This window comes from Niallia sp. FSL M8-0099, from assembly GCF_038006945.1.
Lineage (GTDB): Bacteria > Bacillota > Bacilli > Bacillales > Cytobacillaceae > Niallia > Niallia circulans.
The window spans coordinates 1,822,366-1,842,838 of the sequence record NZ_JBBOWF010000002.1 but is presented as its reverse complement, the minus strand read 5'-3'; the positions used below and the strand labels follow the sequence as shown (position 1 = coordinate 1,842,838).

At 35.9% G+C, this 20,473-nt stretch carries 22 protein-coding genes and 1 pseudogene; 6 read left to right on the top strand and 17 right to left on the bottom strand.

Translation table 11 applies throughout. The annotated features are described in order from the left end of the window. Positions 1-173 precede the first annotated feature (173 nt). From NSQ92_RS23695 to NSQ92_RS23650, 10 genes are all read right to left on the bottom strand, one after another. Positions 174-1,094, bottom strand: coding sequence for an LCP family glycopolymer transferase (locus NSQ92_RS23695; RefSeq protein ID WP_047943987.1), 921 nt, complete (start codon positions 1,092-1,094; stop codon positions 174-176). Between the two features lie 32 nt (positions 1,095-1,126). Next, the gene (locus tag NSQ92_RS23690) at positions 1,127-1,951 is read right to left on the bottom strand and encodes a hypothetical protein (RefSeq protein ID WP_061800670.1); all 825 of its coding nucleotides are present in this window, start codon (positions 1,949-1,951) and stop codon (positions 1,127-1,129) included. After that, positions 1,944-2,516 (bottom strand): sigma-70 family RNA polymerase sigma factor, encoded by a 573-nt coding sequence (locus NSQ92_RS23685; RefSeq protein ID WP_341153258.1) that lies wholly within the window; start codon positions 2,514-2,516, stop codon positions 1,944-1,946. Before NSQ92_RS23685 ends, NSQ92_RS23690 begins: the two co-directional genes overlap by 8 nt. A gap of 174 nt (positions 2,517-2,690) precedes the next feature. Further along, the gene (locus NSQ92_RS23680) at positions 2,691-3,185 is read right to left on the bottom strand and encodes a GNAT family N-acetyltransferase (RefSeq protein WP_341133293.1); all 495 of its coding nucleotides are present in this window, start codon (positions 3,183-3,185) and stop codon (positions 2,691-2,693) included. Further along, positions 3,169-3,303, bottom strand: a complete 135-nt coding sequence (locus NSQ92_RS23675) for a hypothetical protein (protein WP_341133294.1) — start codon at positions 3,301-3,303, stop codon at positions 3,169-3,171. Before NSQ92_RS23675 ends, NSQ92_RS23680 begins: the two co-directional genes overlap by 17 nt. 33 nt (positions 3,304-3,336) lie before the next feature. After that, complete coding sequence (locus NSQ92_RS23670) at positions 3,337-4,203, bottom strand: permease (RefSeq protein WP_341133295.1); 867 nt, start codon at positions 4,201-4,203, stop codon at positions 3,337-3,339. Between the two features lie 83 nt (positions 4,204-4,286). Then, a complete protein-coding gene (locus tag NSQ92_RS23665; protein WP_341133296.1) occupies positions 4,287-4,733 on the bottom strand; it encodes a MarR family winged helix-turn-helix transcriptional regulator in 447 nt (148 codons plus the stop codon). 97 nt (positions 4,734-4,830) lie between these two features. After that, a complete protein-coding gene (locus NSQ92_RS23660) occupies positions 4,831-5,304 on the bottom strand; it encodes a GNAT family N-acetyltransferase (RefSeq protein WP_144580967.1) in 474 nt (157 codons plus the stop codon). A 5-nt stretch (positions 5,305-5,309) separates the two neighbouring features. Further along, entirely contained in the window at positions 5,310-5,810 is a 501-nt protein-coding gene (locus NSQ92_RS23655; RefSeq protein WP_047943983.1) for a GNAT family N-acetyltransferase, read from the bottom strand. After that, positions 5,807-6,313 carry a GNAT family N-acetyltransferase gene (locus tag NSQ92_RS23650; RefSeq protein ID WP_341153257.1) on the bottom strand — a complete coding sequence of 169 codons (507 nt, stop codon included), beginning with the start codon at positions 6,311-6,313 and terminating at the stop codon, positions 5,807-5,809. The genes NSQ92_RS23655 and NSQ92_RS23650 overlap by 4 nt, the downstream gene beginning before the upstream one ends. 175 nt (positions 6,314-6,488) lie before the next feature. Between NSQ92_RS23650 and NSQ92_RS23645 the strand changes: the two genes are divergently transcribed. Beyond that, a complete protein-coding gene (locus tag NSQ92_RS23645) occupies positions 6,489-7,646 on the top strand; it encodes a class I SAM-dependent methyltransferase (protein ID WP_144581014.1) in 1,158 nt (385 codons plus the stop codon). Between the two features lie 74 nt (positions 7,647-7,720). Here NSQ92_RS23645 and NSQ92_RS23640 read toward each other — a convergent pair whose 3' ends face one another. Continuing rightward, the gene (locus tag NSQ92_RS23640) at positions 7,721-8,626 is read right to left on the bottom strand and encodes an NAD(P)/FAD-dependent oxidoreductase (protein WP_047944024.1); all 906 of its coding nucleotides are present in this window, start codon (positions 8,624-8,626) and stop codon (positions 7,721-7,723) included. Positions 8,627-8,764: 138 nt separating this feature from the next. Between NSQ92_RS23640 and NSQ92_RS23635 the strand changes: the two genes are divergently transcribed. Beyond that, positions 8,765-9,298: a sigma-70 family RNA polymerase sigma factor gene (locus NSQ92_RS23635; protein WP_341153256.1), complete on the top strand. Its 534-nt coding sequence runs from the start codon at positions 8,765-8,767 to the stop codon at positions 9,296-9,298. Continuing rightward, positions 9,282-10,406, top strand: a complete 1,125-nt coding sequence (locus NSQ92_RS23630; RefSeq protein WP_341153255.1) for a hypothetical protein — start codon at positions 9,282-9,284, stop codon at positions 10,404-10,406. The genes NSQ92_RS23635 and NSQ92_RS23630 overlap by 17 nt, the downstream gene beginning before the upstream one ends. A 69-nt stretch (positions 10,407-10,475) precedes the next feature. On the opposite strand, the gene hflX is transcribed toward NSQ92_RS23630, so the two are convergent. Both hflX and NSQ92_RS23620 read right to left on the bottom strand, forming a co-directional pair. Then, positions 10,476-11,732: a GTPase HflX gene (gene hflX, locus NSQ92_RS23625; RefSeq protein ID WP_016201421.1), complete on the bottom strand. Its 1,257-nt coding sequence runs from the start codon at positions 11,730-11,732 to the stop codon at positions 10,476-10,478. Between the two features lie 538 nt (positions 11,733-12,270). Next, positions 12,271-12,829 (bottom strand): annotated as a pseudogene (locus NSQ92_RS23620) (DNA-3-methyladenine glycosylase I). A 196-nt stretch (positions 12,830-13,025) separates the two neighbouring features. On the opposite strand from NSQ92_RS23620, the gene NSQ92_RS23615 reads away from it, so the two are divergent. Both NSQ92_RS23615 and NSQ92_RS23610 read left to right on the top strand, forming a co-directional pair. Then, complete coding sequence (locus NSQ92_RS23615) at positions 13,026-13,958, top strand: RNA polymerase sigma factor (RefSeq protein WP_095257921.1); 933 nt, start codon at positions 13,026-13,028, stop codon at positions 13,956-13,958. After that, complete coding sequence (locus tag NSQ92_RS23610; RefSeq protein ID WP_328587767.1) at positions 13,952-14,920, top strand: helix-turn-helix transcriptional regulator; 969 nt, start codon at positions 13,952-13,954, stop codon at positions 14,918-14,920. Before NSQ92_RS23615 ends, NSQ92_RS23610 begins: the two co-directional genes overlap by 7 nt. 102 nt (positions 14,921-15,022) lie before the next feature. Here NSQ92_RS23610 and NSQ92_RS23605 read toward each other — a convergent pair whose 3' ends face one another. The 3 genes from NSQ92_RS23605 to NSQ92_RS23595 form a co-directional block, all read right to left on the bottom strand. Beyond that, positions 15,023-16,714 carry a methyl-accepting chemotaxis protein gene (locus NSQ92_RS23605; RefSeq protein WP_047944021.1) on the bottom strand — a complete coding sequence of 564 codons (1,692 nt, stop codon included), beginning with the start codon at positions 16,712-16,714 and terminating at the stop codon, positions 15,023-15,025. A gap of 297 nt (positions 16,715-17,011) precedes the next feature. Continuing rightward, positions 17,012-18,340: a branched-chain amino acid transport system II carrier protein gene (gene brnQ / locus NSQ92_RS23600; RefSeq protein WP_095320607.1), complete on the bottom strand. Its 1,329-nt coding sequence runs from the start codon at positions 18,338-18,340 to the stop codon at positions 17,012-17,014. Between the two features lie 106 nt (positions 18,341-18,446). Beyond that, positions 18,447-18,923, bottom strand: coding sequence for a GNAT family N-acetyltransferase (locus tag NSQ92_RS23595; RefSeq protein WP_047943978.1), 477 nt, complete (start codon positions 18,921-18,923; stop codon positions 18,447-18,449). 135 nt (positions 18,924-19,058) lie between these two features. Here NSQ92_RS23595 and NSQ92_RS23590 point away from each other — a divergent pair, with 135 nt between their 5' ends. After that, a complete protein-coding gene (locus NSQ92_RS23590; protein WP_047943977.1) occupies positions 19,059-19,535 on the top strand; it encodes a DsrE/DsrF/DrsH-like family protein in 477 nt (158 codons plus the stop codon). Positions 19,536-19,593: 58 nt separating this feature from the next. On the opposite strand, the gene NSQ92_RS23585 is transcribed toward NSQ92_RS23590, so the two are convergent. Next, positions 19,594-20,463, bottom strand: coding sequence for an aminoglycoside 6-adenylyltransferase (locus NSQ92_RS23585; RefSeq protein ID WP_341133304.1), 870 nt, complete (start codon positions 20,461-20,463; stop codon positions 19,594-19,596). Between the last annotated feature and the right edge of the window lie 10 nt (positions 20,464-20,473).

Sequence of the window (20,473 nt, the reverse complement as noted above, 5' to 3'; positions counted from 1 at the left end):
TTACTGGCTCTTGATATGCCTGCTATCTTTCTCTCATTCGGGATTAGCTGGCAGTTGGGGTCTTACCGTCTGTTAAGAGCAGAATCAACCTTCCTACTTTTCCACCAGAATCATAATGTAGATGGATACTTGCTTTATTTTCACAGTCGAACGCATATTTAATTCTTCTCGTCTCAGTCTAAAAGATTATTCGCAAGCATTTCCTTAACATGATTTCTTTCCGCTTCATTTACCACGAAGAAATACTTACCATCTATATAAGCATCCTCACCTTTTACTTCATATTGTTCCATACTATTTCTAGTATTCTTATAACTTCTTTCAATAGATACCATCTCATTCAAGGGAATGTTAGTCTTCACATTTTCACCTAAAGTCTCTAATATATCCTTAAATTTAGTAACTGAGGAGATACTAGTTCCTTTATCAATAATCGCTGCTATCACCTTTCTTTGTCTTTCATTCCTGCCAAAATCTCCTCTAGGGTCCAGTTTTCTCATCCTCACATAACCTAATGCCTGCTCCCCATCTAAATCTATATTTCCTAATTGATAATGATATCCTTTCTTGTAGTACCCTTCATCAAGCCATTCAATTTCATTATCTACGGTTATGCCACCTAAAGCATCGACCATCCCACTTAGTGCTTCCATATTAATTTTTATATAATAGTCCAATTTTTGGCCAGTAAATCCCTCTACTGTATCTAATACCATCTTCACTCCCCCTAACGCATAAGCAGAGTTAATTCTAGTAATCGCCCCGTTTCCGACTATTTCTGCTCTTGTATCTCTCGGTATACTTATCATTTGTAATTTTTCCTTCACCGGATTTAACGTCATAACAATCAAGGCATCAGTTCTCCCCACATCGTTCTTCCGCTCATCCACTCCCATTAATAAAATGGAGATAGGCTTTTTATTTTTGACATTTTCACTTCTTAGCTTACTTTCCGTTTTTGTTTCTCCATCAATAGGTTCGTAAACCTTATCTACTGTATTATCTATCGTTTTATACAAGTAAAATACAAAACTACATATGCTAATAAAAATAATAGATAATATACTTATAGTAATTTTCTTATGTTTTTTCATGGTTATCTCTCTTTCTTTTTATTACTCCTTATTTAAAAAAGTTGGAATATATCATCCGGAACTTCCTTATTTATCCATATATCAATTGTGTCTATTATTACTTTGCTCATGCCATTTTGATCATATAAAGCTAAATACAAAATAATACCTGTTTCCTTATCTACTGTCAGAGCAAAAGCATCTTTCTTGGGAAAATGAGTATTATCCGGCTGCTTACCTTCAATCTGATAGAGCACTCTCCCAAACCGCTCAACTTCCTTGTATTTCCAATTATTATAATTTTCAAGAAGTGAAATATACTTTCTGCCTTCAAAAATGGAACCTAAATATCCTGATTCTATAAATTCCTGTTTTGTTAATTTTTTTTCATCAGAAACGCCTATTGTGGAATTTTTATAGATTAGCTTTCCATCTTTCCATAATATATTTATTGTTTGATAACCATCTTCGGTCCATACTTTCTCGCTGGATTTATATAGTTCTTTGTCTAGATTTAATGTAAAAGTTATAGTATTAGCTTTATCTCCATCTCTCATTCTATTCTCGAATTGGCCAACAACAGTATGCACAGGCTTAAATGTTTGGGATAATCTTTCAACAATTTCCTTTTTATCTCGATATTGTGCTGAAACACTCTGATTTATCATAAGACTTTTTATACCAATAAAAAAAAGGATAATCATGACTACACTAATTGTTGCCGGAATATATTTATGAACAAACCATGGGCTTTTTCTTTTCTTTCCAGAATAATTAATCTGCTTCAATATCCTTTGCTTCTGTTCCTCAGAAAAATTTATTTCCTTTAATATCGTTCCATTCATTTTCTCATCTAAATTTTTTAGTTTTTCATCCATTGCCATCTCCTCCATCAAGCAGTTTTTTTAGCTTCTGACGTGCACGATGCATCCTGGACTTTACCGTATTCTCATTCAATTCTAGTAATTCTGCTATTTCGTATTGGGATAAACCTTCATAATAATACAGGATAATCACTTCTCGAAGTGGGACAGATAAAGAAATGACTTGCTCGGAGATGTAACGATTCTCCTCATTTAAAAGAATTTGTGATTCTACAGATTGTTCTTTACTATCTCTTTTAAAAGAAAGAAAGTCTGCAAAAAGGATATTTTTATAAGACCAACTTTTTAATACATCTTTACAGCGATTTACCGTAATGCGGTATACCCAAGTCTTATAGGATGCCTCGTTTCGGAAATCATCGATATTTTCATAACACTTTATAAATACATCCTGGGCAATATCCTCTGCCATTTGTTTATGGCGAACATAAGTATATGCTAATCGGACAACACTTTTTCCGTACTCATCCATTAACCAAATAAGGCGCTCTTCCTTTTCAAGAGGATCGTTAGAGCTCATTTGCTCTCTCTGATGCATAGTGTGCTGTTTCTCAAGCATCTAAAACCTCCTCCTTTTTCCTATTACGTTTAGACGACACAAACCTCCTTTAGGTTCTGTTTTTTCTCCATATTTTCTTTTAATATGGGTAAGAGACTTTCTTTAGCGATTTATTGTATTTACTACCCAACTAAAAAAATCCAAGAAAGCATCTATCACTTCCTCGGATTACAATTAGAATTTCCTACTTCTTCTTTCCACCAATACTATATCTCTCCACTCACCATCTAGCTTGCCAATTTTCTCTCGAATGCCGACTTCTCTAAAGCCACAACTCTTATGAAGATAGATGCTTGCTTTATTTTCTGGAAATATACCTGATTGCAGTGTCCAATAACCACTTTGTTCAGAATGTTCAATTAATTTTTCTAATAAAAGTTTCCCATATCCTTTGCGATGATAAGCTGGATGAATATATACACTGTGCTCCCCAACCCCTTGATATACATAGCGGTTCGATACTTTGCTGATAGCAGCCCAACCAATAACTCTATTCGTCTCTTTATCTAATAGGACCAGGCTAGCAGTTAAATCTTTATTATTGCTCCATTTTTCCCAAGTGGGAACATCTGTCTCAAATGTTGCTTGTCTTGATTGTATCCCTAACCTATAAATAGCTGCGATTGCTTCCCAGTATTTCTCCGAAATCTTCTCAACCTTTACGCTCATCCTCCTTCTCCTCCTTCACGACACAACAGCTATCTTTTTTCTTTCCTACTTCTTCTATCATAATGGTACAACAATCATTTTTCTGCTCTTTTTTCATTATTTTTTTTAAAATATTCATAATAAATCATTCCTCCTGCTAATTGTTTCCCTTTTAGATAAAATAAAACAAAAACCCTGAAATCGTAGACATCGAAATAACTGATAAAATAAACGCGAACACTAATTTCCGCTTAAAGATGCTATTTAATAAGCTTAGCTCTGGTAGACTTGCTCCTGCTGAACTGATCATCATTGCCATGACTGGTCCGAGCGCCATCCCCTTCGCAATAAGAATCTGGGAAATCGGAATCATAGATGATAACCGAATATATAAAGGAATACCAATAATGGCTGCGATTGGAATCAACCACCACTTCTCTCCGCCTAAGTAGGTTGCTACAAACTCTGTTGGCACGATTCCTCCTATCACTGCTCCAATACCTGCTCCTATTAACAAAAAAGGGTAAACAGTTTTCATTAATGTTAAAATTTCAGAAACTGTATTTTTCAAGCTAAATCCCTTCTCTGCTTGAGACGCATTTTTGATGATGACATTTTTTACTTCTTTTTCAAACCCCCATTTCTCTAATACAAAGCCAAGTATAACTGAAAGTATCGTTGTAATTGCCGTATATGTGAGAGCTACTTTCCATCCCATTAGAACAGCCATTACAGTTAAAATAGTTGGATCAAGAACGGGAGAAGTAAATAAAAAAATCATAACGGTGCTAAACCGGATTTTACTTTTCAATAAATTCACCACAACCGGTATGGTAGAACAGGAACAAAAAGGGGTAATAAAAGCAAAGACTACTGCAATCAGCGCACTAACAATAGGTGGAGCCTCCTTCATCCACATCTCCACTTTGTTATAGCGAATAAGTCCTTGTAGCAGGTTAACAATGAAAGATACAACCACAAACAGAACAGTTAATTCGATTACTAACCATGCGAAATTTTTCAGCACTTCATACCACATCTTAAAAGCCTCCTATTATTTGCAAAATACAAGTATTATATCAGAGCTATATTAAGAAGGAAATCTAACATAGCCTTTTTCCATCACTTAACCGGATGACAACACATATTGCTTTTTGCCATGGAACTATTTAATAACTTTAACGACCGGATTACCGTATCTCTTTCAAAGTCTGACATAAAGGAGAGAACTTCTTCTAAATATTGATTCATTTGTGTATCAATAGAAGTCGCAATCGCTTTTCCTTGCATTGTTAATTGGAGTACGTATACCCTCTTGTCGTTCATTGATTGTTGCTTATTCACTAATTCCATTTTTACTAAAGATTGAATTTGCCGGCTAAAGGTGGTAATATCCATTCCAATAAGCTCCGCTATTTCTTGCATTGACGGATTACTTCTCTTATCAATTTCATATAAAATATGACTTTGAACAAGCGAAATTTCTGTCTTTCCAACAGAACAACAATTTTTATCAAGTACACCAAATCTTCTCATCGTAATTTGTAAAATCTCACGGATATTCTCCATCCTATTTCCCCTTTTCTTTATGAAGTTATTTTTATTATATCTTATTATTTGCATTTTGCAACTATTTAATTCAGACTGTTTTTTTAAACAGTCCTACTTACACTTTTCTGCTGAGAATAATTTGTTCTCCTTTTGGCCCCATTACCCTTCTTCCTGTATCAGCAAATCCTGCTTTCTGATAAACATATTGCGCTCTAGTATTTTTCACATTCACAGCCAAGATTACTTCCTTTTTCGCAGGAAAATGCTTTTTCACAAAGGGGATTAATTGTTCCATTGATTCCCTGCCTATTCCTTGCCCCTGAAATGAATGCTGGATAGAATAAGCTCGCATAAGAATAGCTTCTTTATTGTCACTATACGCTTTTACTCCCTCCCATCCATGAAGGACAAAAAAGCCCGCAACCATCCCATCATTTAAGATAACAATAGGGTGACGATCCTCTTCCGTTAAACATTTCTCTAAAGCATCAAGCGGCGTACTTGTATAATATAGCTGTTCATCTGACAAAAGATATTCTTCTAATTGCTGCTTATATTTTTCTTCATAAACTTCCAATGATATAGACACTATCTTCACCTTTCATTCACTTTGGTTGTTAATAGATTTTTTATGAGCACCACTTCATCTCTAATAGGAATACCATCGTTTCCGAGGAAGGGGATTTCTGGTTTAATTTTTCTAGCTTCTTTTACTGCGTCTACGAGCAATTCTGCTAAACAATAGCCCCTTTTTTGGTAAAACTTTAAAGCTAGTAAATTATCATTTGTTGTAACTATTTTGACCTGATCACATAGGACTTGTTTGGCTGTTTGTTCAACAGTATGTAAAAGCTTTGTCCCAACACCCTTTCCTTCTTCGATACTGTCTAAAGAGATAACTTCACACTCCGTATCTCTTAAAATATAGGTTATTAAACCAATCATTTCCCCTTCTTTATTCCAGGCAATAAATCCATCTAAAGCACTGCAATCATAGATGCCTGTAGAAAGTACCATTTCGGGGCTTCCCCAATGAGATTGGAAAAATAATTTTACTTTTTCACGGTTAGTTTCAGTAATCGCGGTAATATTCATATCAATTCCTTCTCCATACAAAGATATTTTTGATGCCCAATAGGCTTAGAGGCAAAGAAAACTTCCCCTTTTTCTATATAACTATGCTTTTTATATAACTTTAAAGCTTGAGGGTTTCCTGAAAATACATCTAATCGGATGCTATCATATCCTTTGGCAAGAGCATATTCCTCCATATGCTGGACCATGATTGCTCCTATCCCTTTTCCTTGGTAACGGGGATTAAGCATAAGAGAGTGAATAATCAAAGGATTATTTCCATTCCATGGAATGGACTGCCATTCCTCTGTTTGCCATTCATTTAATACCACATGTCCCACTATCTTATCCTCTTCTAATAAAACGAATAGCATCTTATTTTCGATACAGTCTTGAAAATAGCCTCTATTCGGATAATGATCATCCCATTGGAAAATATCATGCTTAATTAGATTTTCTCTGCATTTGATATAGATATCATTAACTTCTTCAAGCATCTCGGCGCTTGCTGTTATAAATTGCAATTTCATTCCACCTCTTTCCTCTCATGATGTTTGTCTCTATTTTATCATTCTCATTCTTGTAGATGGATAATTTTTTTCCTAAAGTATCCATTTTCTCGTTTGAGCATATCGAACACATATTTCATGGAATAGAGGTAAAATTATACATATAACATAAGAGTAAAGGGTGAATGGTGTGTTCGAGAAATCTATATATAAAACTATTCTAAGCAATTCCTTCACCATTCCAGTGAAGGTTACTTATTGGGATGGAAAATCAGCTGTTTATGGTAACGGCGATCCTGCAATAGAGCTTATTTTTAGGAAACCTATTCGTATTAAAGACATTCACAATAACGCGTCATTAGCCTTAGGAGAGGCTTACATGGACGGGAAGATTGAAATAAAGGGAAGTATCGAGGATTTAATTGCGTCTGCCTATGAAAATGCATCTAGCTTTATGCAAAATAATAAGTTTAGGAAATTTGTTCCCAAACAATCTCATACGAAAGCGCGAAGTAAAGAAGATATCCAAAATCATTACGATATCGGCAATGACTTTTATAAACTATGGCTAGACCGTTCCATGACTTATTCCTGTGCCTATTTCAAAAATCCAGAAGACACATTAGAAACCGCACAGCAAAATAAGGTGGATCATATTTTAAAAAAATTAAATCTATCTCCGGGCCAGCATCTATTAGACATTGGCTGCGGATGGGGGAATCTTATTTTTACTGCGGTAAAAGATTATCAGGTGAAGGCAACCGGCATTACTTTGAGCCAAGAACAGTATAATTATGTTACCCAATTAGCTAAGGAAAAGGGATTATCGGAAAGCATAACCGTCTATTTAATGGATTATCGAGATTTAAAGGATAGGACCTTTGACCGCATCACTAGTGTTGGGATGTTTGAACATGTAGGCAAAGAAAATCTCCAAGCCTATTTCCACCAGGTACACCAATTGCTAAAAGACGATGGGGCAGCCTTAATTCATGGAATTTCACGCCAGCAAGGTGGCGCGACTAATGCTTGGATCAATAAATATATTTTTCCTGGAGGCTATATTCCTGGTGTCGCGGAGCTAGTCAGCCATATGACAGCTGAAAATCTGCAATTAGTAGACTTAGAAAGCCTTCGTCGCCATTATCAAAAAACATTAGAAATATGGCATGCTAACTTTATCGCTAACCTAGAGGAAATCAGGAAAATAAAGGATGAACGCTTTATCCGCATGTGGGACTTGTATTTGCAAGCTTGTGCCGCTTCCTTTAAAGCCAGCAACATTGATGTTATTCAATATTTATTGGTTAAGAAAAGCAGTAATTCGTTACCAATGACGAGAGGATAAAGAATCAGATGGGAAGGTTCTTAACTTCCCTTTTTGAAACAATAGGAGCATAAGAAGTTGGCCCTTTGATTCCTTTAGAATCTTTCCAGCATAAGATCAGTATTTACGGCTATAGCTGCTTTGCTTCCATCAGCAGCAGCAAATAGTAAGGATGATGCCCCTTCTTTTTCGGTTTCTCCAGCAACATAAACATTCTTTTGGGATGTTCTCCCTGATCCATCTGTTACTAGCACTCCATTTTCATGGACATCTAATCTTAGCTGCTCGACAAACTGATTGGAACGATAATAAGAAGGAGAAACAAAGCCCCCCGTTCTATTAATCTGCCTTCCTGATGTAAACACAACTTGCTGAAGATACCCGTTTTCTCCTATTAAGCTCTTTATTGGTTCGGTAACGATTGGAACATTCCGCTTAAGAAATATTTCTTTTGTATTTTGGGAAATCGCTGCACCATTTGTTGCTATTACTAAATCCTTCGACCAATTATAAACTAACCTTCCCATATGTAATGCTTGTGCTTCCGTGTAAGCAATAATAAGAAGAGCTTGATCTCTTAGCTCCCAGCCATCGCAGTATGGGCAGCTAAAAAGGCTTTTCCCATAATATTGTCTCGCATTAGGAATGGGAATGACCTCTTGCACACCAGTCGCTAAAATGATTTTATCTGCTAAGTATTCTTTATGTTTTTTCGTTTTAACAAGAAACACTTCAGCCTCTCTTAACTTTTCAATTTCCGTTACCGTATCCTTATAGGGAGAAATGCTCGGATAATTCATTAAATCATTCATCCCTAAATCCTTAAACATCTGCGGATTTATTCCATCTCTTGTTAGAAAGCCATGTGATTCATGACTTACTCTATTTCTATTCGTCCCATCATCAAAAATAGCCACACTTCTTCTCGCTCTCCCCAGTGTCAGCGCAGCACTCATCCCAGCTGGACCACCACCAATAACTATACAATCAAGAATATTCATCTCCATAGATTCCCCCTTTTTCTTCTATTTTAAGTATATGAACGACGTTTCCTTCGTAGTGCTAGAATAAATTTGTAAAAAAAGAAACCGTTCGTCTGTTTGTTTTGTCTAATTTGTAGGTAGAAAGGAGAGGGAATTGTGGAGAATCAAGAAAAAGATAAATTGCTTACAAACGCGATGGATGCATATGGCCATTATTTATCCCGACTTGCCTACGCCCTTGTGAAAGATAGGGAAAAAGCAAAGGACATTGTGCAGGATGTGTTTATTCGTTATTATTTGCAGCTTGATCAATTTGAAGGTCGATCTAGTGTGAAAACATATTTATATCGTATAACGGTAAATGAATGCCGAAACTACTTTAAAAGCTGGGCTTATCGAAAAGTCGAAGTTTCGAAGATTAAGAACACTTTTATGATCCATAAAGAAACACCCGAAGAAGCCTATTTAAAACAAGAAAGTAAAAATTATCTTGCCGACTTACTTAATAAACTGCCAATAAAGTATAAGGAAGTCTTATGGTTATATTACTATGCTGAATTATCTACACAGGAAATCAGCGAGATATTAAACTGTTCCAGCAATACGGTTAAAACTAGACTAGCGAGAGGACGGAAGAAAGCACAACTAACCATGAGTGAGGAGGAGATAAATCATGCCAAAGAACATTAAACAATTATTTGATGAAACAATCCCAGCGGATATCACCCTTTCCGAAGATAACAAACAAAAGATTTTACGAAATGCAAACCAGCAAATGAAAAATATTAATCAAAGAAAACGAATAGTCCGTCCAATATTTAGTGTAGTTGCCATTATTAGTCTTCTCCTTATTTTAATTAGTCCTTCTCTAGTAAACCGGCTTTCAACACACTCTTCTTTTCATACACCGCTGGAAAAAGTAACTATACCAAATGTTGATTATTCATCTTTAATCCATTCTTTCTATATAAAGGAAACGAACGAATTGATTTATGCTGATAAAAAAAACATTTATTCTTATTCCCTCACGTCGCACTCACAGCAAGTACTAGTCGAATCTAGTGCAAACATTGATACATATGCACTGACAGCAAATGCGCATTGGCTTGTGTGGGGAGAAAGAAATAATAAGCTTTTTATTAAAAATCGAAAAACACTGTCGCAGAAAGAATATAAAATAGACATTATAGGAGATGTTCAATTGAAAGGAAATACATTAATTTATGATGATACTTCTGGATATAAGCAGTTAAATTTATCAACACTTAAGGAAACTAGCATTCATGGTTTCACGGGAATTTCCAGAAACAGTAAAGCTGATTTAAATCGTAATTTACTTGTTATTCCTGAGCAGTTTAAATCAAATAACAGAAATAAAACGGAGTTTTTTGTCTATAATCTAACCAGCCGAAAACAAGTTGGGAAATATAGCGTTCCCTATAAAGCAGCTGAAAACGTTACTTTAATAAATAATAAAATATATGCAGCCTTTTCAAATGAGGATGAGGGACCATCTATTTTAGGGTATATTGATCTCTCTAATGGAGAATTCCATGAAATCCACACACCACCTTTCACTACTTATGCTGTCTATAAAAATTACATCGCATTAAGTGTAGTGGAAAAAAATACAGATACAGTTAAACTATATCAATTAGAAAATGAAAATTTAAAGGAACTACCCATATTCAATAACATAAAAGAACGCCTAGTCATGCCCCGTTTCACCGATGATGGATCCTTAATAGTAAACGAAGAGGCAGCAGATTTTTCTATGTACTTGCAGGATGTAGAATGAGAGCAGAGGGACGGTTCTTGCGCTTCCCTTTTTCAAAAATAGAAGCCGTAAAACGTCCCTCTGCGTATTTTATATTACGTATTCTCGATAACGATTATAGTCTTCTTCTTTGCATTCGATAGATAGGAATATTCCTTCTTCCTTATATTCTGTTGAAAGGATATTTGCCTTTTCCGTCAAATAGGATAATACATTCCCTTTATCATACGGGATAGTCATTTCACAGGAAATATACTGATTAAAGACATTTTTAGAAATAGCTTCCACTAGTTCATTTATTCCAATTTGCCTTTTAGCAGAAAGGTAAACTCCATCTGTTCCTGCCATCGATGTATCTCCTGCTGCTAAATCTATCTTATTAAAAGCATAGATAGCTGGGATATTTTCCGCGTTAAGCTCTTTTAAAGTCTTATTAGTCACATTGATTTGCTCTTGATAATTTGGATTAGAGTAGTCAACGACATGAATAAGCAAATCAGCTTCCGCCACTTCCTCCAAGGTCGACCTGAATGCTTTTACTAATTGGTGCGGTAATTTACTAATAAATCCAACTGTATCTGTTAATAAAAAGGATTTATTATTTGGCAATGTAATATTGCGCACTGATGTTTCAAGGGTTGCAAAGAGCATATTCTTTTCAAACACCATTTTCTCGGTTGCAGCATGATATTTTTCAAGCAGCACATTCATTAAAGTCGACTTCCCAGCATTCGTATAGCCAACGAGTGCAATACTTGGCAACTCTTTCTTTTTTCGCATCTTTCGCTGGTTTTTACGTTGGACCACGAGCGTATCTAATTCTTTATGCAAGCGACTAATTCTGTCTTCAATCCGTCTTCGATCCAATTCAAGCTTCGTTTCCCCTGATCCTCTATTTATAAGGCCAGATCCTCCTCCTTGACGACCTAGTGATTCTCCTAAACCAGCTAATCGAGGCAGCATATATTGCAATTTTGCGATTTCAACCTGGAGCATCGCTTCTTTTGTCTTCGCTCTTTGAGCAAATATATCTAAAATCAATACTGTTCTGTCAATGATTCGGCAATCTGTTGCTTCCTCTAAATTACGAACTTGGGAAGGAGACAGCTCATCATTGAAAAGAACAGCCTGCACGTCCTTCTCCGCAAGCAATGCAGTTAACTCCTGCAGTTTCCCTTTCCCAATATAGTGTCCAGAATGAACCCGATCCAACTTCTGCGTTATCTCTCCCACTACTTCTATATCACAAGCTTCTGCCAATTGAATTAGCTCTTCCATTGAATTAGCAAAGTCTTCTTTCTGATCATAATGAACGCCTACTACTATCGCTTTTTGTTTTCCTTCCATTCCTGTTCCTCCATTCTGTTCATAAAAAAACACACAGGTGGCCACCTGTGTGTGAAGCAATCGGAATAAGGAAGAGGAATAGTATATATATAAAGTAAACCCTAAGTCTAAAATGGGTTTCTAAAGAAAATATTATTCCATTTTAATAAAAAGAGAGCATAATTCTCCCCTTTTACACCACATCATTATAAATAACGTTAATGAAAGGTTGCTTTTAAAAATAGGCAAACTAATCCCGATTACTCTACACACAGGCAGAGCCTTTAAGTACTATAAAATTAGTTACATAAAGTATACAATCGAGATAGAATTCCACATCTTAAAGCAACCCTCCATTCATCTAATTAACATTATTATACCATAAATGGGAAGTAGAGGGGCAATTTTTCTGTTTTCTGCTGAATATTTTTCTTATAAGAAAAGCGCTGGTTTAGTCAAGCTTCCCCTTGTACTCTCGATACTTTTTTGTAAGATTCCTATCCAGTTTGTTTAAAAGCTTGGAATACTTTCAAAAACAGGAGAACCTCCTCGATTTCCTTTATTCTTTATGAAAAGCACAGCTAGTTATGTGGTCGTTGACTATTCCGACTGCTTGTATATAGGAATAGATAGTTATGGGTCCTACAAACTTAAACCCTTCTTTTTTTCAAATCTTTGCTGACTTTCTTTGATAGGTCAGTTTGCGCTGGTATTTCGCTGTCATACTGCCAATTTGATATGATTGGTTTTCCATCTACATAAGACCATAAAAATTCAGCAAAACTTCCGTATTCTTTCTGTATTTCTATCATTGCTAAGGCATTGCTTTTAACTGATTTAATCTTTAACGGATGTTTCACAACCTCTGTATTAATTCGGATATTTTCCAACTCTGTTTCTGTTAGGTTTGCACAGTATTCTAAATCGAAATCGTGAAAGGCCTTTTTGTATGCTTCTCGCTTTTTTAAAATGATTGACCAAGACAATCCAGCTTGTGCTCCCTCTAGTACAAGCATTTCAAACAAATATCGATCATTATGACTTGGAATACACCACTCTTTATCATGATATTCTCGCATCAAGTCACTGGAATTTGCCCAGGCACATCTAGTTTCCATCAAACCATCCTCTTTTAAAAATTATTCTTATTCTTAGTATAATCCAATTAACCTGACAACAGTATGTCATATTTGAGACCACTTCTCGCTTCTCTTTTCTTTGGATGATACACTTAATTAAAAAAAATAATTTTACCCGTTTAATTTTGTTCTACCTGGCCGTTATATATAGGAGAAGACTTTAGGAGGTAAAATAATGAAAAAAATGTTCACTAAGCATTTTACAGAGGAATCAAGAAAATTATTAAATGAATTGGAAGAAATGATTTCATCCTACTCCGAATCCTTATGGAACTATTGTAAATATGTTACAGGTTCCCCTTGGGATGGAGAAGATTTATTTCAAGATACAATTATTAAATCATTTGGAATGGTTCCACAAAGGTGGCATGAGATTACAGATAAAAAGAACTATCTTTTTCGAATCGCGACAAATACTTGGATTGATCAGTGTAGAAAAAGGAAAAGAGAGATTGGAATCTTAGAAGATATTCCAACCCCTTCCGTTGCTTTTACAGATCATCTACTCTTAGAAGAGATTCTACTTTCTTTGGAATCAAATTTAACGCCTAAACAAACAGCTGCCTTTCTTCTTCTAGATGTTTTTCATTTTAGCGCCGAAGAAGTTGCAGGAATTGTAAAAAGTACTCCAGGCGGGGTCTATTCTTCCGTTCAACGCGCTCGAAAAAAAATTAAATCCTTAGACTTTTCTAATTCTGGAACATATACAGAAGCTAATTTTGCACAAAAAGAAACTATTCAAGCTTACCTGCAGGCATTCAATGAAGGAAATTTAGATAAGATGTTACGTCTTTATAGTGATTATGCTCAAAATGAAGCTTTCCTTGGCTTCCAAGAGTATTCCAAAGACGAAATGCGTAACGGCTCTCTCATCTACGGATTACCCGGACATACAGCAATGTCAAAAATCTTATGGGGAAAACCTGTTATTATTGTATTAGCAGAAATCGATGGGCAATTAAAAATTCACGATATTCAAATACAAGAAATCGAGAATGGCAAAATCGTCAGCCACCAAAGCTACTTCTTCCGCAAAGAATTTATTTTAGCAGCAGCCGAAGAATTAGGAATAGAAGCTCAATTAGATAAACCACCATTAAAATGGTGACAGAGGAGCGGTTCTTCCGTTTCTCTCCATATTCCTCAATAAGGAGTCTTCCCATGAAAATAAGTAGACTGTTTCAAATTATCTATATATTGCTAGAAAGAAAAATGATCACGGCTAACGAACTAGCCGATAAACTTGAAGTATCTGTTCGAACTATATACCGCGATATTGAAGTTCTTACGGAGTCTGGCATTCCTATTTATACAACCCAAGGTAAAGGTGGCGGAATTACCTTGATGGATCAGTTTGTACTCAACAAATCACTCCTTTTAGACAAAGAGCAGGATGAAATACTATTTTCCCTGCAAAGTCTATCTGCCACTAATTACCCAGATACAAGCGATATTTTAGCGAAACTAAGTCATCTATTTCAAAAAAGCGAAACTAAGTGGATTGAGGTAGATTTTTCAGCATGGGGCAGTGATACAAAAAGAAAGGAATACTTCTCCCTTTTTAGACAAGCCATTCTAGAGCGTCATATCCTCTCGTTTCACTATATCAATTCGAATGGGGAAAAGAGCTTACGGCGAATTCTTGCGACAAAATTATTGTTTAAGGATAAAGCCTGGTATTTAGAAGGTTTTTGCCTAGAAAAATCGGCGAATAGAACTTTTAAAATAAACCGTATGTCTAATATAGCTTTAACTAATGAAATTTATGACAACATAAAAAAAACGGAAGAATTAATTTTAAATGATTCTTTGGATGGGGATTATTTAGAATGGGCAGACTTAGTGCTCAGAATTAGTTCCAGAGCCAGTTATCGGATTTATGATGAATTTGAGGAAAAGGATATCTCAAAAGAGAAGGATGGCTATCATATCATTTGCACCTCTCATATAAAAGGGGAATGGTTATACAGCTACCTATTATCCTACGGGAATTATTTAGAAGTGATCGAACCCACAGACATAAGAAATGAAATAAAAAGGAGAATTCAGCAAATGATGAATCAATATTGACTTTGCCATTAATTCTTTGGTTTTATTGCTGACTTAGCATACACAAAGGGACAGTTCTCCCTCCTTCCCGAAGAAAAGCAGGAGTATCGTCCCTTCATATTCTTATACTTTAAATCTACTAATTAGTTCTTGTAAATTCTCCGCTAAATTCGATAAGTCGGAAGCAGAGGACGCAATTTCTTCCATGGATGCAAGCTGTTCTTCTGCTGAAGCTGCCACATTTTGAGAATGCATAGAAGTATTCTCTGATATGTTAATGATTCCAGATACGGTTGATGAAACTTGGTGCGTACTTGCAGAAATTTGTTCAGAGGTTGCCGCCATATCCTCCGTCAACTCTGTCATTTTTTCCATAAAGTGATAAATCTCTTGAAAATTATCCTTTGTTTGATTAACAACTTCCAATCCTGCTTTTACATCCGTATTTACTTTTTCCATCGATTGATTGGATTGTGTCATATCTTCCTGTATTGTTTTAATCAATAAGGCAATTTGAGAAGATGATTTTTGAGATTGCTCTGCTAATTTTCTCACTTCATCTGCAACTACCGCAAAGCCTTTCCCATGTTCTCCAGCTCTAGCCGCTTCTATGGCCGCATTTAATGCTAATAAATTCGTCTGGTTCGCAATATCTGTAATGACCTTTGTAATTTCTTCAATCTCTTGGGATCGATTATCTAAATTCTTCATTACCTTTCCACTTATTGCCACAGAACGATTGATTTCGTGTATTTGGTTTACAGTCTTATCCACAAAAAAGCTGCCTTCCTTTGCCTTCTCTGTTGTACTTTTACTCATATCAGTAATAATAACAGCATTAGCGGCAATTGATTGAATCCCTTTTGAGACCTCTTCTAAAGCAAACGAGCTTTCCTGAACACTAGTAGTCGATTGATCTGCCCCATCCGCAACTTGCTGTATAGATTCTGTTATGGTCTCTGTTGCTTTGCTAGTCTCTTCCGCACTTGCTGTTAATTCTTCTGAAGAAGAAGCAAGTCGCTCAGAGGACAACATCAATTCATTTACCATCAACTTAAGGTTGTCTGCCATTTTATTATAGCTATCTGACAAGAGACTTAATTCATCACCAGCATTGTCTTGAATATTGTTTGTAAAGTCGCCTTCTCCAGCCAATTTTAAGGCAGCTGTTAAATTAGAAAGTCTCTTTTTCAATTGACTTGTATAGAAGTATACGACAACAGAAGCTAACACTATCATCATCACCAAGACCACGATAAACTTCCATAAAAAGGAGGATATAATACTATCAATAATTTCTTGAGAAGCTCCAACATATAGAATTCCAATAACTTCTCCTGCTTTGTTCTCTAGAGGCATGTACGCAGTTTGATACAATTGGCCAACTACATTTGCTTCCCCATAAAATCTTTCTCCTTGATCTAATACTGTACTCACAACTTCTGGGGAGGCCTGTGTGCCAATTGCTCGTTCTCCATTCATCATGACATTCGTCGCAATGCGTGTATCTCCTTGGAAAACAGTTACGGTATCACCAGTATCCGCGCCTATTTTATCTACAACCTCAAAATTATCATTGAGAACCGTATTTCCTTTATATAGTTTATCTTCTTTGATTTCCCAATCACCTGGATATTTATTATTTATATACCGATAAGCAAGTCCAATATCCCCTTTTGCTTTCTCTGTAGCAAATTGTTTCATTCCTCTTGTTATTTCCTGATTTACTAAAAAACCGATAACCCCAGACAGAACAATAATAATTGCAAAAACAATTATATTTATTTTTGTTCCTAGCTTTAATTTGATTTTCATACCTTTCACCCTTGTTCCCTGTTCATTTTCTTTATATTGCTCTGCTTCCCCCAAGTAGAATCATTAAGCGTTAAAAAAAGACTCTTAATAAAGAGTATTTACTACACCTAATTACAGATTGACCTGTTATAAGCTACCACCCTAACTTACATGACTCTTTTATAAAACACTAATAGCACTATTACTATCGGTGTATTATTTAGAATGTTTATCAAATAATAAACTTGATAAATATGGTAATAAAAAGACGGTTCTCCCGCTTCCTCTATGGAATGCAGGAGAACCGCCCTCTGCGTACTATTTACGAACGAAATATCCAATCACCGCACCAATAAGGGCGGGTAAAACCCAGCCTAACCCTATCTCGTAAAAGGGGAGAATATTCTCGTAAAAATGACCAATCTCCTCAAAAAAGCTAAGCTTAGCTTCTGGGATGCTTTTTACAAGTGCTTGATAGCCATCCAATATACTTACAAAGAATGTTAGCACCATTGCCGTTAGGTACACACTTTGCTTGCCTTTGAATAATGGCGAAAAAAGAGCAAGTATGATAAGCACAATTGCTAAAGGGTATAAGAACATGAGCACAGGTACTGCAAATAGAATAATTTTATTTAAGCCTAAATTGGCAAATAAGAAAGAAACAACACATAGACTAAGCACAAAAGTCTTATAGCCAATCTTCGGAAATACTTCATGAAAAAATTCACTACAAGACGTTATTAATCCAATACTTGTTTTTAAACAGGCAAGCACAATGATAACCGCAAGCAAAATGCCGCCAAAAGGACCAAAATAATGCTTAGCTACTGCAGCAAAGATAAGTCCGCCATTTTCAAAAGTTCCTACAGCTTGTACACTAGAAGAACCCATATAAGTGATAAATCCGTAGATAAGCATCATTAGCAGCATGGCAAATATTCCTGATTTCCATGTTGTCTTCGCAATACTCTTTACATCCATAATCCCCTTCCCTTTAATAGCGTTAATCACCACTATACCAAAGGCTAGAGATGCTAGGGCATCCATGGTGTTGTATCCTTCTTTAAAACCTGTCATAAAAGCATTATTTAGATATGCTCCCTGTGGCTCTTGAAAGCTCCCCATCGGGCGAACAACACTTACTATTATTAATAAAAATAAAAACAGCAGAAAAGCAGGTGTCAGATATTTCCCAATCACATCCATAATCTTTGCCGGATTTAAGGAAAAATAGTAAACCAGTAAAAAGAAAAGAAAACTAAAAATAGCTAAAAATAAAGCAATATGGCTATTAGCGACAAACGGTTCAATCCCTATTGCAAATGGAACTGTCGCTGTACGTGGAATAGCAAAGAATGGACCAATCGTTAAATAAAGAAATAACGAAAAGAGAAATCCGAACACTGGATGAACGCGACTTGAAAGCTCGCGCAGGCCATTGCTTCCTGATAAGCCAATTGCTAATATACCGAGAAAAGGAAGCCCAATCGCTGTTACTAAAAAGCCAGCTAGCGCAAGCCAAAAGTTTGTTCCCGCAAGCTGTCCAAGCTGAATAGGAAAAATTAAGTTTCCCGCTCCAAAAAACATACCAAAAAGCATCGTCCCAATTAGAGCATAAGTTGAAAAAGAAATTCTTGATTGCATAAATCTAATACTCCTTTATAAATACATATAAATTAGATAATACGGGAACGTTTAAAAGTACACAACAACTTTTTAAATGAATTTTCACATAATACCTTCTAGACTATTAAAGAACTTTCTTCAAAATCTCTCCTGGCAGGCCTTCTATTTCTCCAATCCATGCTGAAGTAAATCCTCTACTCACTAATATTTTTCTCGAGGCTCTATTAGCAGGATCTATAATTGCCTTTATTACCTTTATATCTGTATGCTTCACTAATGACATCAATCTATCCGCAACCAGACCGCCATATCCCTTCCCCCAATGTTCTGGCAAAAGCATATAGCCAAGTTCTGCTTCAGCAAGCTCTTGCTCCGTTAAAGTCACATGACCAAGCCCTATAAATACTTCTGAGGCTGGTTGAAAAAAAGCATATGATCCAAAGATCTGATTCTTGTCATTGCGGATCAATAATTTCTCAAAGTCAGCCTTTGCCTCTTCTAACGGAATAGCTCTTTCTGTAATCTGGGCCATCACTCGCTCATTAGAAACTAATTGGTAATATAACTCAAAATCATTTGCTGTAAATTTACGATATAGCATGACTGCTCATCACCTTCCTATTATATCCGCTTTTTTCTATTCTCTTCCGTAAATATGACAATATAGTGAAATCCGCATATCCAAAACTATTTGATGAAAGCTAAAGATATTCTTAAACAAGAAAGGAATTTTTCCATGGAAAAAAAATTAAACGTATTAATGTTTAGCGGGGACTACGATAAAGCAATGGCTGGTTTCATTCTAGCTAATAGTGCCCGGGAAATAAATGTGGAGGTAACCATGTTTTTCACCTTTTGGGGGCTTTTATTACTTCGTGATCCCGAAAAAGTCGATTTGGAAGGTAAGTCCTTCTATGAAAAAATGTTTAGCACCTTCCAACCTAAAGACGTAGAGCAGCTTCCTTTATCTAAAATGAATTATGCTGGTCTAGGTAAAATAATGATGAAGGAAATGCTTGAGGAGGAAGAAGCTTCACCACTTATAGCTTTCTTAAAAGGGGCAAGAAAAAAACAAGTTAAGTTTCTTGCCTGCAAATTATCAGTTGATATACTTGGATTTAAGCAAGAAGAGTTTTATCCAGAAGTCGAAATTGTCGACGCTAAGGTTTATCTTAAAGATGCTTTAAAGTCTGATATTCAGCTTTTTATTTAAAGGTTCCCATATCATCAAAAGGCGGTCTCTGCTGCTGCAAAAAAACCGCCTATTATCTTTAATATACCTCTGCTGCATTAGGCTTCAATTGACGAACATGGTTTAAATAAGCTTTCACCCCTTCCGCCTCTTCTAAGGGATAAAGAAAATCCATCTTTCTGCCAACTTCTAATCCGATTTCCTCAAATAATGCTGTCATAGAAAATAACGATTTCCAGACTAGACTATAATCGCCACTCGGATAGGTATGCATGAGCCTTTTCCATGTATCATCATCAATATACTGTTTTAAGTATTTACTGTTTTTTCCTACACTAAGGGAAAAATCTGTTTCGATGCCTACCTTCCATTCCAACATTTTTAACAGCATCGCCCTTATGATATTCATATGGTCAATCGCATAAAGAATTTCTCTTCTCCATAATCCCTTAACAACATAGGTAGAGACCCACCAAAATTCGTTACAGCAATCAGAAAATTGTTCGGCAGTTGGCTTTTTTACCCAATAATCTTTATCTGTACTAGGGGGTATACAAGGGAGACTATTGTCTTTATCTAAGAGAATCACCGTCAACCCATCCTCCTGACAATACTTGTTCTTTTCCTCCAGCGGAACAAGGGTTAAGTCGATGCGGTTACCATCCGTAAATAGCATAAGATAGGAAAATCTTCCGCCTAGCTCTGCCGGAAAAAGCGAGGAATCCTCTGGGGTTTGCATAATGATTCGTTTCCCAAAAACATCAATCCAGTTAGGCTCATTCATAAAAGATTCCATATCATCTACTAGATAAACAATATCAAAATCCTGAAAAGCATCCTTCGGTACATTTGGATTTGTTCTCGAGCCATTCATGCAAACAGCTCTTACTCTCTTATCCTGATTAGCCACTTTTAACACTAAATCTAATATTTGCTTCTCTGTTCTCATGCTATCCCTC

Coding starts and splice junctions, on each gene's coding strand:
- NSQ92_RS23695 (WP_047943987.1), bottom strand. CDS start 1,094: ATGAAAAAACATAAGAAAATTACTATAAGTATATTATCTATTATTTTT.
- NSQ92_RS23690 (WP_061800670.1), bottom strand. CDS start 1,951: ATGGATGAAAAACTAAAAAATTTAGATGAGAAAATGAATGGAACGATA.
- NSQ92_RS23685 (WP_341153258.1), bottom strand. CDS start 2,516: ATGCTTGAGAAACAGCACACTATGCATCAGAGAGAGCAAATGAGCTCT.
- NSQ92_RS23680 (WP_341133293.1), bottom strand. CDS start 3,185: ATGAGCGTAAAGGTTGAGAAGATTTCGGAGAAATACTGGGAAGCAATC.
- NSQ92_RS23675 (WP_341133294.1), bottom strand. CDS start 3,303: ATGAATATTTTAAAAAAAATAATGAAAAAAGAGCAGAAAAATGATTGT.
- NSQ92_RS23670 (WP_341133295.1), bottom strand. CDS start 4,203: ATGTGGTATGAAGTGCTGAAAAATTTCGCATGGTTAGTAATCGAATTA.
- NSQ92_RS23665 (WP_341133296.1), bottom strand. CDS start 4,733: ATGGAGAATATCCGTGAGATTTTACAAATTACGATGAGAAGATTTGGT.
- NSQ92_RS23655 (WP_047943983.1), bottom strand. CDS start 5,810: ATGAATATTACCGCGATTACTGAAACTAACCGTGAAAAAGTAAAATTA.
- NSQ92_RS23640 (WP_047944024.1), bottom strand. CDS start 8,626: ATGAATATTCTTGATTGTATAGTTATTGGTGGTGGTCCAGCTGGGATG.
- NSQ92_RS23630 (WP_341153255.1), top strand. CDS start 9,282: ATGCCAAAGAACATTAAACAATTATTTGATGAAACAATCCCAGCGGAT.
- hflX (WP_016201421.1), bottom strand. CDS start 11,732: ATGGAAGGAAAACAAAAAGCGATAGTAGTAGGCGTTCATTATGATCAG.
- NSQ92_RS23615 (WP_095257921.1), top strand. CDS start 13,026: ATGAAAAAAATGTTCACTAAGCATTTTACAGAGGAATCAAGAAAATTA.
- NSQ92_RS23610 (WP_328587767.1), top strand. CDS start 13,952: ATGGTGACAGAGGAGCGGTTCTTCCGTTTCTCTCCATATTCCTCAATA.
- NSQ92_RS23605 (WP_047944021.1), bottom strand. CDS start 16,714: ATGAAAATCAAATTAAAGCTAGGAACAAAAATAAATATAATTGTTTTT.
- brnQ (WP_095320607.1), bottom strand. CDS start 18,340: ATGCAATCAAGAATTTCTTTTTCAACTTATGCTCTAATTGGGACGATG.
- NSQ92_RS23595 (WP_047943978.1), bottom strand. CDS start 18,923: ATGCTATATCGTAAATTTACAGCAAATGATTTTGAGTTATATTACCAA.
- NSQ92_RS23590 (WP_047943977.1), top strand. CDS start 19,059: ATGGAAAAAAAATTAAACGTATTAATGTTTAGCGGGGACTACGATAAA.
- NSQ92_RS23585 (WP_341133304.1), bottom strand. CDS start 20,463: ATGAGAACAGAGAAGCAAATATTAGATTTAGTGTTAAAAGTGGCTAAT.